Raw genomic sequence first — 14,937 nt, 5'->3', positions numbered from 1 at the left:
GCGTATATCGTATATCATGTATGTTTACGTTCGTCCAAGCCGCTATTTGTTCAGCCTGTTTGAACAGAAGGCGTCTCATAACGGGAAGGGTCGAGCGTTTTGACCATAAATACAATCTCTTCCTGCCGTTCAGGTGTCTGTACCGTTTTGTGATGAAAAGGTTCATATCCCCTCCGTTCATACATGGGAGCAAGCCAGGGATGGCGGGTCGCCGTTGCCAGAAATACGGCAGGAGCATCAAGCTTCTGTAGAATGATATGTTGCTCAACCCAATCCAATAGTTTAGAGCCATAGCCCTGGCTTTTATGGGCCGGACTTACCGCGAACCAGCGGATGAAAGGATAGGGGCTGATGGCTTGCCGCTGTACATCTTCGGCTCGATCAAGGGTAACCGTGGCAATGATTTCTCCGGCTTTTTCAAGAATATAGCATTCATGCTGTACAATATTATTCTGTATAACTTCCAGTGTAGCGTGTCCGGCTGGAAAAGGAATGTTCAGGGCCCGAATCGTTTCATAGGCATCAACGGTAACAGCCTGCAATTGTTCGGCATCTTCAAGTGTTGCCAATCGGTATTGTTCGGTCATGGTCGATCAATCCCTTCTATGAAAATTAACTATTCCAACCTGTTAAGTTGGTTTAATATTTTGGTGTTATTTTATCATGAAATTCATGGTTGGAATATAATTCTCGAATCAGATCTGTCTATAAGCCCATCGAAAGCTTCTATATGTAAAAATGACAAAACTTTTTCCAATTTTACTCGTTTCAGGACTCGCCTAAACCATGCTCTATCCTGTAAAATAGAACTAACTGATTCCAGCCAAGAACTGAAATAAGGAGAGACGACTAATGAATACGAAACCTGATTGCGGTATATCGTTGCAAATCGACGACTATCTGGATCTTTTGCATTTTGCCATCCAAATCGAGGATCAGGAATGGCAGCAGTCCCTTATCCACCAGCTCAAAATATTTCAGCCGGAAGCGGAGCAGCGCACACCTGAAGAAGAATTATGGATGAGATTTGATTATATCAACAGTAAACTAACAGGTCTCTGCCACCAGATTCACGCGGCCCATTCAACGGATGAACGCAAGAAGTTTGAAGAACGAATCGGACTCTTGCAACTGCAGCGTATAGAAGTAGCTCGTAAAATTAAATGGGCTAGTCGCAGATAGATGCGTATTTGAATTTAATATGATCTGCAATTGAAGAAGCGATCCCCAGCCTGGTTGGGGGATCGCTTCTTTTGGTTTACTTTTGGATCAGGGAACGGGTGAAGCATAGAGAAGTTCTATAACGTTATCAGGATGTCCTATTAACATATATATTGCCTAGGTATGACATACGATGCTATTCTTTGTTCAACCTAATTCCGACTATACAAGTGTGAATGGTTAGTTAAATCAAAGATGAGGAATGGGAGTACACATCATATTGGCTGAAATAACAGCCTGTGGAGGAGATCGGGAATGGTTAATCAATGGGGGATTCAGAAATTCCGGACAGCATTGCTGTTCATTACTATGTTGGTGGTACTGGCGGGTTGCAGTTCAGGCAATGCATCGAATGAATCGGATTCCGCATCTGCGTCCGGTCAAGATAAAGTGAAGAAGATCATTGTGGGTACAGGTACTCAATTCCCGAATGTTTGCTTTATTGATGAGAATGGCAAGCTGACGGGGTACGATGTAGAACTGATCCGCGAGATTGATAAACGATTGCCTGAATATGAATTCGAGTTCAGTACAATGGAATTTAAAAACCTGCTGCTTAGTCTTGAAACGAAGAAAATAGACCTGATCGCTCACCAAATGGAAGTGAATGAAGAGAGACAGGCCAAGTTCCTTTTTAATGACGAGGCATATAACATTTTCCCTAATAAAATCGTTGTAAGCGAGAAAAACCAGGATGTAAAATCCATCGAGGATCTGAAAGGTAAAAAACTGATTGTTGGCGCTACGAGTAATGCGGCTGTACTGGCTGAGAAATGGAATGCAGCGAATGGAAATGCCATCGACATTGTGTATTCCGGAGCAGGGGAAGATACGAATACTCAGATCAAAACAGGCCGGGTGGATGCAACTATCAGCACGCAGTTTGCCATCGATTATCAAAATAAAGTGGTGGATGCACAGTTAAAGACTGTGGGAGAGGCTCTGTCCAATTCCAAAGTGTATTTCATTCTGAACAAGGATGAGGAAGAGCTCAAAACAAAAATTGATGAAGCGCTCAAATCAATCAAGGAAGATGGAACATTGAGCAAATTGAGCACAGAGTGGCTGGGAGCCGATTACACGGTTGAGGAATAGTTCGTTGAGAAAGGTGAGCGACGGTTATGGGTAAATCATTCGATCTGTCATTGGTTCTGGATTTCGTCCCTGAACTGCTGCGATATTTGCATATTACACTGATTGTACTGGGCGGTTCCATTGTGTTCGGTTTGGTGGGCGGTGTACTTCTGGCGGTCCCGAGGTTATACCGGATTCCGTTGCTGAGCCAGCTCGCGACCCTGTACGTCTCTTTCATGCGGGGCACACCGATTCTCATCAAATTGTTTCTGGTCTACTACGGATTACCTGAATTGCTCAAGCCTATAGGCGTCGATCTGTCCAGGACCGATCCGCTGGTATTTGTCATCGTGACTTATGCGTTAAGTGATGCAGCGTCCTTTGCCGAAATCTTTCGCGGAGCTGTGCGCAGTGTGGACAAGGGCCAGACGGAAGCAGCTTATGCGGCGGGCTTGACCACGTTTCAGTCGTTTCGGCGAATTGTGGTTCCGCAGGCGCTCATCGTTGCTTTTCCAAATATGGCGAATACGTTGATTGGTTCGTTAAAGGATACGTCACTTGCTTTCTCGATTGGGGTCATGGACATGGTGGGCAGGGGGCAAACGCTGATCTCGGCTACATCGCATGCACTTGAAGTGTATATTAGTCTGTCGATTGTTTACTATGTTATCGTGCTTGTTCTTGAAAAAGGGTTTGCTATCGCAGAGCGCAGACTCCAGCGTCACGAACGTAAGAAAGAAGTCCCTGGGCCAGTGGTTAGAGCTGAACGCCTGAAACGAATAGCGGGGTGAGCGAATGTCTATTGATTTCAACTTTATCTACACATCTTTTTTCCAGATTCTAAAGGCATTGCCACTAACACTCGTCATTACGATTGTACCGTTGATCGCAGGCTTTGGCATTGGTCTGGTTACTGCTTTAATTCGAATCTATAAGGTTCCCTGGGTCTACCGGATCGCTGATTTCTATGTTTCGTTTTTTCGGGGGACACCGATGCTGATGCACTTGTTTCTAATCTATTACGGGATTCCGTTGATCATCGACAAACTGGCTGCCCGGTACGGCTGGGCCTTTCAGTCTTCCTCCATCCCCATTCTGGTGTTCGTGCTCATCGCCTTCTCGTTGACTGCCGGATCTTATATGTCCGAGATTATCCGTTCCGGTATTCTTGCAGTGGACACTGGGCAGATGGAAGCTGCACATGCCGTGGGCATGAGTACCTCCCAGGCAATGAGACGCATTATTTTACCGCAGGCGGTGGGTGCGGTTCTGCCGAATCTGTGCAGTATGTTTGTTGGTTTCCTGCATGGATCAACACTCGCGTTTACCGTATCACAGATGGATATTCTCGGGAAAGCGGATGTGGTGGCTTCGGTCAGTCTGAAATTTCTGGAGGCTTTCATTGCTGCCGCATTGATCTATTGGGGTCTGACGGTGATTGTCGAACGGATTACAGCTTTGCTGGAACGCAGAGTTGCCGTGTACAGCAAAGGAGGGGTGTCATGATATCACTGACGAATATACACAAATCTTTTGGTCAGCAGGAAGTGTTGAAAGGTATTGATCTGACTGTGGAGCAGGGGGATGTTGTTGCCATTCTTGGACCGAGCGGGTCCGGCAAAACGACATTGCTGCGCTGTGTGAATTTTCTTGAACGTGCCGATGAGGGCAAGGTACAGATCAGCGGATTAACCGTAGACTGCAAGCATGCCCGCAAACATGACATTGTGCAGTTGCGGCGAAAAACGGCGATGGTGTTCCAGCACTATAACCTGTTCAAACATAAAACGGTACTGGATAACGTAACGGAAGGATTAATCGTCGCTCAGAAAATGTCCAAAGCCGATGCTCGTGAACGAGCCTTGCGTGTACTTGAACAAGTGGGCCTGTCCGCCAAAATTAATGAGTATCCCAGCATGCTGTCAGGTGGACAACAGCAGCGGGTAGGCATTGCTCGGGCGCTGGCACTGAATCCAGAGGTAATTCTTTTCGATGAACCAACCTCGGCGCTTGATCCTGAACTTGTAGGTGAGGTGCTGTCGGTCATTCGATCGATTGCCCAGGAGGGCATCACCATGATTGTTGTCACCCATGAAATGGGTTTTGCCCGCGAGGTGGCAAATCGAGTTGTATTCATGGATGGGGGTTCCGTAGTGGAAGAAGGAACACCGGAGGAAGTATTTGCGCGGCCCAAACAGGAACGTACCCGCCAATTCCTCAGCCGTTACTCATCCGATTGGAGTTACGTCATCTGACGATATAGGCGCAAGCTGGAGTAACTGACGATCCCGGCCCGGCATATGCTGTAGCAGGCAAATGCTGATAGGCCGGGTTTTTCTATGGGTGAAGCAGGCCGTGACGGTAAGGAGGAGGACCATGCAGAGCAAAATCGATGAAATACTCACACATATTGCACATTCTCACCAGCAGGTTGCACGTGTACTGGATGCCAAACGTCAAGTCGCTGTGCGCATGTCTGAAATCATCAATCATTTGCCGGATATCGAACCGGAGCTGGATGGCGTTGACGGTCTGCTGGATAGCTCGGGACAAATCAACAAAAGCATCATCTCCTATTTGGGAGGCCTGGCAGACTTGGAAGAAGCCGTAGCCGAAACGCTGACTCAGGTGATGCGGGAGATGGCGGGTCAAGAGGAAGAATAAGCCCGGAAGGCGGGTGAATGGACATGAGCAGAGAACAAAGTCTCATACTGATGCTGGATGCAGCAGCCAAGATGCAGTGGAATATTGCCCTGATTTTGGAGGCCAAGGCGATTGAAGCCGAGAAGGTAAGGAACTGGGCGTTAAATCATTTGAATGGTGAGTCTTTTCTGACGCATAGCGATCAGGTGGCAGAGCCACTCAAAATGCATGATCAACTGGTGGAAATACTAGAAGGATTGACCCGAATGGAAACCGGATTATGCAACAACCTGAAGGCCATCATGGTGCAGAACGATGGTGAAGAAGGCGGCATGGACGGTGGCATGTTTGGCGGCATGGATATGGGGGATCTCGGAAAATGAGTCTGTTGCGGCGTGAGCAGGAAGCGAAACTGTCCCTCATTGAGTCCATTGCACACAGTCAGCAGGCGCTCGCCCGCATTCTGGACAGTGTGGCCAGCGTGTCTGCCCACTCGGAAGTATCCGCCCGCAGTCTGGCCGAGAACATTCGTTTGCTAAGCCGTTATCAAGAGGAGATGTCCCGGATGGTTACGGGGATAAGGCTGGCCCGAATCCAGCATGGGGAGCCTGGTGTGCCATGGCTCAAAGACCCTGGATATGCGATACGCATGGTCCGGAACATACAGGAGGAATGTTGACATGTTAAAGAAGAAAAAAATACGTCTGAGAACCAAAAGAGCTTTGCTTGCTCGCGGGGCCCGTCTGCGTAAAATCCGTAAACTGCGTGCGGTCAAAGGCAAACGTGTGCTTCACAAACGTACCCTCAAAGGACGCAGTGCGTGGCTCAAAAAAAAGAAACGTGCGGTACGACGGCACCGGAGTGTGAAGCCCGCACAACCTGTCGTCCCGGCTACCCCTACCGATCCGAACCCGGACAGCGCGTACAGCCAGGGGTACAACGAGGCGTACAACGAGGGATTCAACGCGGGTTTCGCCAAGGGATTCGAGGACGGACATCAGTTGGCTTACAAAGCGCAATAACAGAGTAGGTGTACATTTTCGGATGACTATAGATGCATGTCCAGTGTATGACGATTGCCCGGGGGGACGGATCCCTCCGGGTTATTTGTATCGCTGCAAAAGCGGACATGCCCGTGCAGGCGGTTGTGGAGGGCAGACGCCAATTTTGCGCCTTGCAGGACACCCGTCCATGATGCATCTGACCCCGGGGCATATCCTTTAGAGGGAACACCAATCTCGGGGAGAATCTGAAAGTGGGATCTCCTGAAGGAAGACAGGGTGAAGGATGTGGCAAAACGACGACACCGGCCGCCTACAGAAGCGGAGATAGCTTACCGTGGCGGATATGCAGAAGGCCGCAGATTTGGCGGCTGTCAGGCCATGATGGAGCGAGTGCAGATGTTTGAGCCGACCGTGCGGAATATGAAAGTGCTGTACATTCCGCAAGGATTCGATGCCATCGATGAAGGCGTCATTGGAGCCTTGCAGCAATCTGTTCGTGAATGTGTTGTCGGATCGCCGGCAAACATGCTGCAGGAAGCCAGCCAGCACATGCCCGATCTGGTGCTGGTCATGAATGGACTACACGTATTTCCTCCCGATCATCTGGAACAGGTGAATGGCATAAGGGGACTTGGAATACGAACAGCAGTATGGTTTGTGGATGACCCGTATTTTACCGAAGATACGACAACCATCTGTCAGCATTACGATGTCGTGTTCACGCATGAGGAAGCGGCCGTGCCGTTCTATACTGCACATGGAGCAGGTCGGGTGATCTATATGCCGCTGGCAGTGAACCCGGGAATGTTTCAACCAAGGCGTACGGCGCCGCAGCATCAGTATGACATTTGTTTTATCGGCACCGGATTCTGGAACCGAATTGCACTGTTCGATGAGCTGGCTCCTTTTCTGGCGGACAAAAAGGTATTCATTGCCGGCAGCCAGTGGAACCGGCTGAAACGCTCCGACATCCTGGGCCGATTCATCCATGAAGGCTGGATTGATCCTGGAGCGACAGTGGATTATTACAATGGCGCCAAAATCGTGATTAACGTACACCGGACTTGCGAGAATGGGGAAGACAATCGCAATACGCATCATCTCCAAGGCCATTCCATTAATCCGCGGACGTATGAGATCAGCGCCTGTGGCACGATGCAGATAACGGATGCACGCAATGATCTGCCACGTTACTACCGGCCTGGATATGACATCGAGACCTTTACAACCGCGGCTGAACTTCAGCGCAAAATCAAATATTATCTGCACCATGAAGAGGAACGGCGAGCCCTGGCTTGGCGAGGGCTGCTTACCACACTGAACCAGCATACGTTCACTCGTCGTATTGCTCAGCTGCTGGAGCACGTGTAAATTCTCTTTCTGCAGGGCAACAGCGTTAGAAAACCCTATCCCAAAAATAAAAGGAGTGGCGGTATGTCTCTCAAACACCGTAAAACGAGAAAGTCTCATGCACCAGTGCTCAGTCTGGCTGACCAAGCACGCAAAAACGGGCAACATGCCGGATATGATGCGGGCAAGGAAGAAGGATATTTACGTGGCCGTGCCAACTATATCGTCAATTGTGCACAGGAGCCATTGCCTTTCCGGCAGCTTCACGTGCTGTATGTATCTTCGGGTAAAGGATTCCCATATTCCCCACTGGACGAAGCCATCATGGCAACATTGCAGGGCATGGTTGCCCAGGTAACTCTTTCCGATCCACGTCAGCCTGTATCCGAAATTGCGTTGCAAACCCGTCCTGACCTGGTGCTTGTGCTGGATGGTATGGATATTCCGCTGGAACATCTCGATGCGATTCGCCAAGCAGGTATTCAGACGGCAATTTGGCTCACGGATGATCCGTACTATACGGATATGACGCTTGAGACAGTACAGCATTTCGACCATGTGTTCACATTGGAACTGAACTGTGTCGAGTTGTATCGACAAAACGGCTGCCCTTCTGTTCACTACCTGCCCTTTGCTGCATTCACTAATCATTACTTCCCAATCACCACACCATCTGCATTACACCGGGATGTCAGTTTTATCGGATCGGCCTACTGGAACCGGGTGTATTTCTTCAATCCGATCATGGCACAGCTGATGTCACACAATACCGTATTTAATGGCATCTGGTGGGATCGCCTGCCTGACTATGCTGCTTACGGTGAGAAGATCGAACTGGGTCGCTGGATGAGTCCGCAGGAAACGAATGATGTCTATAACGGCACTAAAATTGTCATCAACCTTCACCGCTCCCATGAAGACGATTCCGTTAACAACAACCATGTTAAAATTTCACCAGCTTCCCCGAATCCGAGAACATTTGAAATTGCGGCGTCTACGACCCTTCAATTGACCGATGCGCGGGATGACCTGGCACGTTTCTATAAACCGGGTGTGGAGATCGAGACCTACTCTTCCCCTCAGGAGTTGCTCGATAAGGTTGAATACTACCTCACTCATGAGAAAGAGCGCCGTGAAATTGCACTTCGAGGGCTGGAACGGACATTGAAGGATCACACGTATGGCAAAAGAATCAACGAAATATTGAGCATTATATTCCCTTAATCTTGTCCGGAAGGAGGTGTGCACAGAACCCTGCATATTCGTATTCAGGGTCCGTGCGGCCATGGCGACTAAACCCAAACTCATGTTGTTTTCCCATGTGTGCAACACCCGCAGCATTACGGGTGCGGAGAAGCTGTTGCTTCATTTTATGAGGGAGATGGGTTCCATCTTTGATTGTGTACTCGTGGTTCCTCAGGAAGGAAAGCTTGCCGGACTTGCACGGAGATTCGATATCCAGGTCAAAGTATGCTTCCTGCCGATGCTTCACGGTGTGTACACACCTTACCGGGGGATTGCAACGGATGCAGAACAGCTTCGCCATAAACCAGCTTATCAGGACGTGGTCTCCCTCATCAGGGAGACTGCACCTGATCTGGTGTTAACGAATACCTGTGTCAATGTGATGCCTGCCGTAGCAGCGAAGTCTCTGCAAATTCCGGTGATCTGGAAGATTACCGAGATTATTGCGTTGAATGAACATACAAACGAAGCTGTACAGATGATTGAGCGTTACTCCGATTGGATCATAGGCATATCCGAAAGTGCAGTAGCACCATTCAAACAAGCCGGCATGAGTGCCAAATTAACCGTGATCTCCCCAACCTGGGACCCGGCCTTACCGGACCCGGAGCGATGGGTTCACTTGAGGGAACGTAAACGCAAAGAGCTTGGTTTTAAGCCATCACAGATCTGTATCGGTTACATCTCTTCCTTCATATATGATGCCAAAGGTCTGAAACCTTTTGTGGATATGGCTTTGCAATTGTGTGAAACCCATCCGCGCTGCCGTTTCTGGATTATTGGTACATCAGCGGACAAAAAGTACTATGACGAATGTGTATCACGGGTGAAAAAATCCGGTTATTATCGCAGATTTACCTTTACGCCGTTTGAAGAGAATGTATCTCTAGCCTATACGGCTATGGACATGGTGGTCATTCCGAGCATGGTCAAAGAAGGATTTGGCATGACCGCGCTGGAGGGGCTTTATTTCGCCAAACCGGTTATCGCTTTTGCCCAGGGCGGACTCAAGGAATTGTTGGAATCGGTAGGCAGCGGTGCATTTTTGGCCCCGGCCGGGGATTCTCAGGCGCTTACTACTCTGGCAACAACTCTGCTGAATGATCCTGAACTGGCCTCCGACACCGGTTGGCGTAATCGGACAGAAGCGGAAAAGCTGTACGGTATTGAAACCTACAGGGCAAAGCTGCATACGATGGTGACACAGTGGTTGATTCGTTTTCCCGGATGGTTTCCGTACATTCAGCCTCCGAATGGTCCAGTGTACGCATGGGGTGAGGGTCGTTTGCGAACCGTGCTGATTCTGGAACCGGCTTCGGTTCGGGCACGATTGTTCCCATTGACTGTGATTCAGGCGTTGCCACTCTCGCCCTTGCCTCCGCTTGCCATAGGTCAGCCTGTTCATGAAGATACAGAACCTCGCTCAAGCCATAGATCAGGACGAAGTCGTTACCCGCATTCAACCCACCGCAGCAGGATCCGTGACCGAATGAAACGAGGAACGGGAACAGGCAGGAGGAAGCTGAAGGCAAGCAAAAAGAGGAAACAACGTGTGCGCGTGGTGCAACCGACTGTTCGCAAACGTGCGCCTGGCAAAGCCAAACGAAGCCGGGTTCGCCGGAGATTATCCAATAGACGATGAAGGCAGGGATTACGATGAAGATCATGACGGTGCTGGGTACGCGACCTGAAATTATACGGCTCAGCCTGATCATTTCCAAGCTGGACCAGTACGCGTCCAAACATATTCTGGTACACACGGGACAGAACTTCACGGAAAGTCTCAGCGGTCTTTTCTTCAAGGAAATGGGCTTGCGTGCGCCGGACTACGTCCTTCAGGATGAAGCGGCCTCGTTGGGTCGACAGTTATCCTCGATGTTTACGCAAATGGAAGATTTATTAAATCAGGAGAAACCGGATAAAGTGCTGCTGCTCGGCGATACGAACAGTGCATTATGTGCTGTTCTGGCTGAACGGATGGGCATACCCGTCATTCATATGGAAGCAGGCAATCGATGCTTTGACCTGGATGTGCCCGAAGAGAAAAATCGGAGGGTTATCGACGCCATTTCCACCATTAATATGCCGTATACCGAACAGAGTAAGAAACATCTGATTAGTGAAGGGGTACCTAGTCGCCGAATTGTGCTGACAGGCAACCCGATCTATGAAGTGATGCGTCACTACGACGCACAGGTAAGTTCCAGCAAAATACTGAAGAAATTGAAGCTGAAGTCCGGGCAATATTTTTTGGTTACGGCCCACCGGGCGGAGAATGTGGATCACCCTCCTCATTTGCTGGAGATTATGAAAGGTTTGAACCAGGTTGCTGAAGAACATGCCATGCGAGTCATATGCAGCATCCACCCTCGAACGGCTATTCGAATCGCCGAGCATCTTCAACTGGAGATGCACCCGCTGGTGGAATTTCACGAACCATTCGGTTTTTTCGACTTCGTGATGCTAGAGCGACATGCTCGCTGTGCACTTACGGATAGTGGTACCGTACAGGAGGAGTGCTGCATCATGGGTGTGCCAACGGTAACCATGCGTCGCACGACAGAAAGACCGGAGACGGTGGATTGCGGCAGCAACGTGGTCTCAGGTCTGGATGCGGAGCGTATTGCGGGCTGTGTGAAAGTAATGACTGAAATGTCAAACGACTGGGATTGTCCACAAGGCTACAAAGCAACCGATGTATCCAGTAAAGTGGTCAAATTTCTGCTTGGAGGGAAATTGCATGTTTGAAAATAAGCGTATACTCGTGACTGGCGGTACGGGATCATGGGGTTATGAACTTGTGGCTCAACTGCTGCCCCAGCAGCCCAAGGAGATTATCGTTTACTCCCGGAATGAGTCCAGCCAAGTGGCGATGAGTCGTGAATTCGAAGACCCGCGTCTTCATTTTCGCATTGGTGATATTCGAGACAAGGATGCCTTAACCGTTGCATGTCAACATGTGGATTATGTATTCCATCTCGCAGCGCTCAAGCATGTGCCGGTGTGTGAAGACCAACCTTATGAAGCACTCAAAACCAATGTGATCGGAACACAAAATGTCATCGAAGCTGCGATTGAAAATAATGTAGAAAAAGTCATTTACATCTCGACCGACAAGGCCGCCAATCCATCCAATTTCTACGGCATGACGAAAGCGATTGGTGAGAAGTTGATCGTCTATGCCAATTTGCTGCATAGCAATACACGGTTTGTTACCGTACGTGGTGGGAATGTACTTGGAACGAACGGCAGTGTCGTGCACTTATTCAAAAATCAGATTCGATCCAAAGGCCAAGTATCCATCACGGATATGAAAATGACTCGATTTTTTCTCACGCTGAAAGATGCGATCACTTTGCTGTTCAAAGCTTCGGTGGAAAGTGTCGGTGGTGAGATTTTTGTCATGACGATGCCAACGTGCAAAATCGTAGATCTGGCAGAAGTACTGATTGAGGACTCAGGTGTGGAGAATGTCTCCATTGTGGAGCGTGGTACTCGGCCAGGTGAGAAGATTCACGAGATTCTGATGAGTGAATTCGAGAGCATGACCACAGTGGTATACGATGAGCAATACTTGGTGATCTTGCCTACACTCGGCATACCGGGGTTGAAGGAGCATTATACGAACTGTCCTCCAGTATCCTTCAGCAGCTTCAGTTCCGAGCATCAGCTAATGACCAAACAGGAGATTCGTGACATTCTGCAACGCGGAGGGTTCCTGTCATGAAGTTGTTGATACTTGGGGGAAACGGAATGGCCGGCCATATTATGGTCGACTATTTCCGCCGTCAAGGCGTCCACAGCGTCTTCTATACGACCCGAGATGTATCGGACCCTAATGGTCTTCTGTTGGATGTAAATGACTGCTTTATGGTTGACCGTCTGGTGGAGGTGGTGCACCCGGATGTCATCGTTAACGCGGTGGGTGTTTTGAACAGTTTTGCAGATGAAGACAAAATTACCGCTTATCATATTAATGGATTTCTGCCGCATCGTTTGCGGCGGATCGCTGACACGATCGGTGCACGTCTGATCCACATCAGTACAGATTGTGTGTTTAGTGGGGACCGGGGGGCGTACCGGGAGGATGATGTTACCGATGGAACATCTGCCTATGCAATCACGAAAGCACTGGGTGAAGTTCAGGATGCGGGTCATCTGACGATCCGTACGTCCATTATAGGACCTGAAATTCGGAAAGGCGGCATTGGTCTGATGCATTGGTTCATGTCCTGCACAGGTGAGGTTGGCGGATATACACGCGTCTTCTGGAATGGGGTGACCACCCTTGAACTGGCCAAATGGGTAGATCATTATCTGGCATCTCCGGTCAGTGGTCTAATCCATCTGGCTCATCCGGTGCCTGTCAGCAAGCATGACCTTCTTGTGCTGTTCAAGCAGATATGGGATAAACAGGATGTTGTTATCTTACCCGATGATAGCGTTGTGCAGGACCGCACGTTAGTTTCCACACGTGAGGATGTGAAGACAGACCTTCCGGATTATTCTACGATGCTGAAGGAGCTGGCATTATGGATGGAGCAGAGCTAACTGGCAAAAAGGTACTGATCACGGGTGCTTCTGGCTTTACTGGACGGCATGCGGTTGCTTATTTCAAGTCAGCCGGTACGGCGGTCGCAGCAGTGGTCAGGCGGGCAGGTATACATTCGTTTGGCGATGGTGTGGCTGTACATGTCTGTGATCTTAACGATAAGCAGCAAGTCCGCCTTCTGATTGAAGAAGTGAAGCCGGATTATGTGCTGCATCTAGCAGGTAAAAATTCCGTGCCCGATTCGTGGTCCAATCCGCTGCTGGTGCTAGAGACTAATGTCATGGCTGTTCTCTATTTGCTGGATGCACTAAGAAGCTGTCCGGCGGCACGGACCGTTATTGTGGGCTCCCGATTAAAGTATACTCCTGAACCCGGTAGGCCACCGCAGCCTCCGCACCCGTATAGTCTCAGCAAAGCATTAGAGGAAATGGTATCTCTATCATGGATGTCTCTTTTTGGACAGCAGATTATGCTGGCCGAGCCGGGAAATCTGATCGGGGCAGGCCCTTCAACGGGCATATGTTCGCTGCTGGCACGTCATATTGTTGCCTGTGAACAGGAAGGTAAGACGGAGGCCTTTCGTCTATCCGGCCGGGATAATACCCGTGATTTTCTAGATGTGCGGGACGCAGTCCGGGCCTATGCAACCTTGCTTGTTCAAGGCACAACGGGCAACGTATATCCGGTTGTATCGGGCACGGAGCGCAGCCTCGGAGAGATTGCGGATACGCTGCTAACCATGACCGAAGCGGAGGTGCCGATACGCTGGGACGGAGCTTCTTCCGGGCCGGACGGGGCGGGAGATCAGGAGGAGTTCTCGGCACTGCGCAAGTTGGGCTGGCAGCCGCTGATTCCATTTACCCAATCTCTTCAGGACATTCTGAGCGATGTTCGTACTCAGCAGGGGAGGGCGACTACATGAATCCGAGCGTGTCCATTGTCATTCCGTTTTACAATGATCCTTATGTACCTCAAGCGATCCAGAGTGCACTGAACCAGACATATACCGATGTGGAGATCATTATCGTCAACGATGGCTCTACCCGGAATGAAGAACTGCTTCAGCCGTATCTTCCCTACATTTATGTTCTTGGCAAAAGCAACGGCGGTACAGCTTCGGCTCTGAATCACGGCATTCGTCATGCTTCCGGGGACTATATCGCCTGGCTGAGTTCAGATGACCTCTTATATCCAGATAAGATTCGTCATCAGGTTGAATTTATGCAACGGGAGAATGCGCTCATCTCACATACCAACTTTAATTACATTAATGAGCACTCTACAGTGACCAAGCTGAACGGTGGAGCTCAAGCGATGGCCGAACCGGATTGGCTGCGCCTCTTCGTAAACGGCAATCCGGTGAATGGCTGTACCGTGATGATCCGCAGGGATCTGTTTAGTGGGGTGGGTCTGTTCGATGAACTATTGCCTTATACGCATGATTTGGATCTATGGATGCGTATTCTGCTGAACGGCCATCGTTTTCCATATCTGAATGAATCGCTTACGGCATATCGTCGGCACGGGGGAATGGGGACGGTACGTCACGCGGATGCCATCGGCCGAGAGGCCTCTATGGTATGGTCCAGATATCGGGAGCCTTTGTTGCAGCGCATTGCTGCCATGGGAGGATAAAGAACTTTGGTGGGGGTTATGGAGGCCGTGAGCTGGCCGAATAACGCCCTCTTTATTTATATGCATTTCGATCTATATCTTAATGATGGAAAGCCGCTCTTTGAATTGATGCAAAATGCTCCATGTGCGTAATTTATACGTCGCTATGCAACAGATGCCTGATACCTAACGGACCTATCTACATATAATAGGGAGAATGGTATTATTCACGCG

19 protein-coding genes are annotated in these 14,937 nt (G+C 49.5%); 18 read left to right on the top strand and 1 reads right to left on the bottom strand.

All coding sequences use genetic code 11. The features are described 5' to 3' along the window. Positions 1-50: 50 nt before the first annotated feature. Positions 51-587: a GNAT family N-acetyltransferase gene (locus BLV50_RS24630; protein WP_072735445.1), complete on the bottom strand. Its 537-nt coding sequence runs from the start codon at positions 585-587 to the stop codon at positions 51-53. 265 nt (positions 588-852) lie between these two features. Between BLV50_RS24630 and BLV50_RS24625 the strand changes: the two genes are divergently transcribed. The 18 genes from BLV50_RS24625 (at position 853) to BLV50_RS24545 (ending at position 14,724) form a co-directional block, all read left to right on the top strand. Then, positions 853-1,182, top strand: a complete 330-nt coding sequence (locus tag BLV50_RS24625; RefSeq protein ID WP_063566659.1) for a hypothetical protein — start codon at positions 853-855, stop codon at positions 1,180-1,182. A 294-nt stretch (positions 1,183-1,476) separates the two neighbouring features. Then, a complete protein-coding gene (locus BLV50_RS24620; RefSeq protein WP_063566660.1) occupies positions 1,477-2,316 on the top strand; it encodes a transporter substrate-binding domain-containing protein in 840 nt (279 codons plus the stop codon). Between the two features lie 26 nt (positions 2,317-2,342). Next, positions 2,343-3,086 (top strand): amino acid ABC transporter permease, encoded by a 744-nt coding sequence (locus BLV50_RS24615; RefSeq protein ID WP_090810482.1) that lies wholly within the window; start codon positions 2,343-2,345, stop codon positions 3,084-3,086. 4 nt (positions 3,087-3,090) lie between these two features. Then, entirely contained in the window at positions 3,091-3,801 is a 711-nt protein-coding gene (locus BLV50_RS24610) for an amino acid ABC transporter permease (RefSeq protein WP_063566662.1), read from the top strand. Beyond that, positions 3,798-4,550 carry an amino acid ABC transporter ATP-binding protein gene (locus BLV50_RS24605; protein WP_090810480.1) on the top strand — a complete coding sequence of 251 codons (753 nt, stop codon included), beginning with the start codon at positions 3,798-3,800 and terminating at the stop codon, positions 4,548-4,550. Before BLV50_RS24610 ends, BLV50_RS24605 begins: the two co-directional genes overlap by 4 nt. A 121-nt stretch (positions 4,551-4,671) precedes the next feature. After that, a complete protein-coding gene (locus tag BLV50_RS24600; protein WP_063566664.1) occupies positions 4,672-4,959 on the top strand; it encodes a hypothetical protein in 288 nt (95 codons plus the stop codon). Between the two features lie 23 nt (positions 4,960-4,982). After that, positions 4,983-5,321 (top strand): alpha-helical endospore appendage domain-containing protein, encoded by a 339-nt coding sequence (locus BLV50_RS24595; RefSeq protein ID WP_063566731.1) that lies wholly within the window; start codon positions 4,983-4,985, stop codon positions 5,319-5,321. Then, a complete protein-coding gene (locus tag BLV50_RS24590; RefSeq protein ID WP_063566665.1) occupies positions 5,318-5,617 on the top strand; it encodes a hypothetical protein in 300 nt (99 codons plus the stop codon). Before BLV50_RS24595 ends, BLV50_RS24590 begins: the two co-directional genes overlap by 4 nt. A gap of 1 nt (position 5,618) precedes the next feature. Beyond that, positions 5,619-5,960 (top strand): hypothetical protein, encoded by a 342-nt coding sequence (locus tag BLV50_RS24585; RefSeq protein WP_063566666.1) that lies wholly within the window; start codon positions 5,619-5,621, stop codon positions 5,958-5,960. Between the two features lie 22 nt (positions 5,961-5,982). Beyond that, positions 5,983-6,162, top strand: a complete 180-nt coding sequence (locus BLV50_RS32535; RefSeq protein ID WP_139295735.1) for a hypothetical protein — start codon at positions 5,983-5,985, stop codon at positions 6,160-6,162. A 56-nt stretch (positions 6,163-6,218) separates the two neighbouring features. After that, positions 6,219-7,313, top strand: a complete 1,095-nt coding sequence (locus BLV50_RS24580; RefSeq protein ID WP_063566667.1) for a CgeB family protein — start codon at positions 6,219-6,221, stop codon at positions 7,311-7,313. A 63-nt stretch (positions 7,314-7,376) separates the two neighbouring features. Next, complete coding sequence (locus tag BLV50_RS24575) at positions 7,377-8,516, top strand: CgeB family protein (protein ID WP_240321512.1); 1,140 nt, start codon at positions 7,377-7,379, stop codon at positions 8,514-8,516. Between the two features lie 61 nt (positions 8,517-8,577). Then, on the top strand, positions 8,578-10,179 hold the full coding sequence (locus BLV50_RS24570) for a glycosyltransferase family 4 protein (RefSeq protein WP_063566668.1): 1,602 nt from the start codon (positions 8,578-8,580) through the stop codon (positions 10,177-10,179). Between the two features lie 14 nt (positions 10,180-10,193). Continuing rightward, positions 10,194-11,285 (top strand): non-hydrolyzing UDP-N-acetylglucosamine 2-epimerase, encoded by a 1,092-nt coding sequence (gene wecB, locus BLV50_RS24565; RefSeq protein WP_063566733.1) that lies wholly within the window; start codon positions 10,194-10,196, stop codon positions 11,283-11,285. Continuing rightward, positions 11,278-12,264, top strand: a complete 987-nt coding sequence (locus tag BLV50_RS24560; protein ID WP_072735442.1) for a polysaccharide biosynthesis protein — start codon at positions 11,278-11,280, stop codon at positions 12,262-12,264. Before wecB ends, BLV50_RS24560 begins: the two co-directional genes overlap by 8 nt. After that, positions 12,261-13,088 (top strand): dTDP-4-dehydrorhamnose reductase family protein, encoded by an 828-nt coding sequence (locus BLV50_RS24555; protein WP_072735441.1) that lies wholly within the window; start codon positions 12,261-12,263, stop codon positions 13,086-13,088. The genes BLV50_RS24560 and BLV50_RS24555 overlap by 4 nt, the downstream gene beginning before the upstream one ends. After that, positions 13,070-14,011: an NAD-dependent epimerase/dehydratase family protein gene (locus BLV50_RS24550; protein ID WP_090810477.1), complete on the top strand. Its 942-nt coding sequence runs from the start codon at positions 13,070-13,072 to the stop codon at positions 14,009-14,011. Before BLV50_RS24555 ends, BLV50_RS24550 begins: the two co-directional genes overlap by 19 nt. Then, positions 14,008-14,724, top strand: coding sequence for a glycosyltransferase (locus BLV50_RS24545; RefSeq protein ID WP_063566672.1), 717 nt, complete (start codon positions 14,008-14,010; stop codon positions 14,722-14,724). The genes BLV50_RS24550 and BLV50_RS24545 overlap by 4 nt, the downstream gene beginning before the upstream one ends. Positions 14,725-14,937 lie beyond the last annotated feature (213 nt).

The sequence above is a fragment of the Paenibacillus sp. 276b genome (genome assembly GCF_900107875.1).
Lineage (GTDB): Bacteria > Bacillota > Bacilli > Paenibacillales > Paenibacillaceae > Paenibacillus > Paenibacillus marchantiae.
This window is presented reverse-complemented; position numbering and strand designations above follow the sequence as displayed.

Bases quoted from the DNA above. Each gene is read 5' to 3' on its own strand.
- BLV50_RS24630 (WP_072735445.1), bottom strand. From the start codon at position 587: ATGACCGAACAATACCGATTGGCAACACTTGAAGATGCCGAACAATTG.
- BLV50_RS24625 (WP_063566659.1), top strand. From the start codon at position 853: ATGAATACGAAACCTGATTGCGGTATATCGTTGCAAATCGACGACTAT.
- BLV50_RS24620 (WP_063566660.1), top strand. From the start codon at position 1,477: ATGGTTAATCAATGGGGGATTCAGAAATTCCGGACAGCATTGCTGTTC.
- BLV50_RS24615 (WP_090810482.1), top strand. From the start codon at position 2,343: ATGGGTAAATCATTCGATCTGTCATTGGTTCTGGATTTCGTCCCTGAA.
- BLV50_RS24610 (WP_063566662.1), top strand. From the start codon at position 3,091: ATGTCTATTGATTTCAACTTTATCTACACATCTTTTTTCCAGATTCTA.
- BLV50_RS24605 (WP_090810480.1), top strand. From the start codon at position 3,798: ATGATATCACTGACGAATATACACAAATCTTTTGGTCAGCAGGAAGTG.
- BLV50_RS24600 (WP_063566664.1), top strand. From the start codon at position 4,672: ATGCAGAGCAAAATCGATGAAATACTCACACATATTGCACATTCTCAC.
- BLV50_RS24595 (WP_063566731.1), top strand. From the start codon at position 4,983: ATGAGCAGAGAACAAAGTCTCATACTGATGCTGGATGCAGCAGCCAAG.
- BLV50_RS24590 (WP_063566665.1), top strand. From the start codon at position 5,318: ATGAGTCTGTTGCGGCGTGAGCAGGAAGCGAAACTGTCCCTCATTGAG.
- BLV50_RS24585 (WP_063566666.1), top strand. From the start codon at position 5,619: ATGTTAAAGAAGAAAAAAATACGTCTGAGAACCAAAAGAGCTTTGCTT.
- BLV50_RS32535 (WP_139295735.1), top strand. From the start codon at position 5,983: ATGACTATAGATGCATGTCCAGTGTATGACGATTGCCCGGGGGGACGG.
- BLV50_RS24575 (WP_240321512.1), top strand. From the start codon at position 7,377: ATGTCTCTCAAACACCGTAAAACGAGAAAGTCTCATGCACCAGTGCTC.
- BLV50_RS24570 (WP_063566668.1), top strand. From the start codon at position 8,578: ATGGCGACTAAACCCAAACTCATGTTGTTTTCCCATGTGTGCAACACC.
- wecB (WP_063566733.1), top strand. From the start codon at position 10,194: ATGAAGATCATGACGGTGCTGGGTACGCGACCTGAAATTATACGGCTC.
- BLV50_RS24560 (WP_072735442.1), top strand. From the start codon at position 11,278: ATGTTTGAAAATAAGCGTATACTCGTGACTGGCGGTACGGGATCATGG.
- BLV50_RS24555 (WP_072735441.1), top strand. From the start codon at position 12,261: ATGAAGTTGTTGATACTTGGGGGAAACGGAATGGCCGGCCATATTATG.
- BLV50_RS24550 (WP_090810477.1), top strand. From the start codon at position 13,070: ATGGATGGAGCAGAGCTAACTGGCAAAAAGGTACTGATCACGGGTGCT.
- BLV50_RS24545 (WP_063566672.1), top strand. From the start codon at position 14,008: ATGAATCCGAGCGTGTCCATTGTCATTCCGTTTTACAATGATCCTTAT.